The organism is Companilactobacillus sp. FL22-1, from assembly GCF_043951805.1.
In the GTDB taxonomy this organism is placed as follows: domain Bacteria; phylum Bacillota; class Bacilli; order Lactobacillales; family Lactobacillaceae; genus Companilactobacillus.
Genome location: NZ_JBINJY010000033.1, coordinates 1 through 1,067, shown reverse-complemented (window position 1 = coordinate 1,067; position 1,067 = coordinate 1). Strand labels below are relative to the sequence as shown.

Sequence of the window (1,067 nt, the reverse complement as noted above, 5' to 3'; positions counted from 1 at the left end):
ATGGTAGATTGTAAGATTAAATAGAATTCTACCCAGACGAAAAATTTGGATAGAAAAAGGGCAATGGACCCGGTATTGTTTTAAGTGACAAAACTATAAACAATAGGAGTCCATTACCCATGAGTCACATTTTAACATTATCGGATAGAACTGTCATCCAAACGCTGCTTAAGGTTGGTTACTCACAAAAACAAATTGCTGAAGAAGTTGGTGTAGTTCCTTCAACCATCAACTATGAACTAAAGCGCTGTCCTAAGGGATACTATGACGCTGATCAAGCTCAGGAAGACTGCGAAAAGAAGCTAACTCACCGGGGGCGGAAAACTCTTCTAACAGAGAATTTAAGAGAATTCGTCCGTGGGATCATTCTCGAACAGCGGTGGAGTTTTGAAGTCATCGCGCATATTCTCCAAATGCCATTCAAAACCCTCTATAACTGGCTGGACAAGGGCTGGTTGGACATCAAACGCGAGGTCCTTCCAGACCACGGTGTGCGGTACCGAAAGAGCCACGACGGTCGTGGTCAGTACACACGTGGGGCGAAGTTTATCAACCAACGCCCGGACGAGGCTAACCTGCGTCAAGAGATTGGTCATTTTGAAGTCGATACCATCCTATCAGGAAAAACCAGGGGCGAGGTCCTAGCTACCTTTACTGATCGTAAGTCCCGACTAATGATTATTCGTCGTTTACCGGGACGTGATAGTAAAGCTATGACTAAGGCAATCCTAGAGCTTAACGAGGAGTTGCGCGGCTTGGTCAAGTCAATCACCAGTGATCACGGTAAGGAATTCGCAGGCTTCAAGGAAATTGAAGCCTGCGGAATTGCCCATTATTTTGCACACCCGTATGCGCCACATGAACGCGGAACCAACGAACGGTTGAACCGCGAGATTCGGCTACACATTCCAAAGAACCAGCCAATTGAGAGCGTTACGGACGAAGAGCTGACTATGATCTCAAAGTACTTAAACTGGCGTCCCCGGAAATGTTTAGGGTGGAAAACGCCACTCCAAGTCTTCTTTGGTGACTTGTCCGAAAAATTCGATTAATTGTTGCAATCTACC

Annotated in this window: 1 protein-coding gene; it reads left to right on the top strand. The window is 45.9% G+C overall.

The window, feature by feature from the left end:
* The first annotated feature begins 119 nt into the window (after nt 1-119).
* Nucleotides 120-1,052, top strand: coding sequence for an IS30 family transposase (locus tag ACG72T_RS12530; protein WP_034544610.1), 933 nt, complete (start codon nt 120-122; stop codon nt 1,050-1,052).
* Nucleotides 1,053-1,067: the final 15 nt, after the last annotated feature.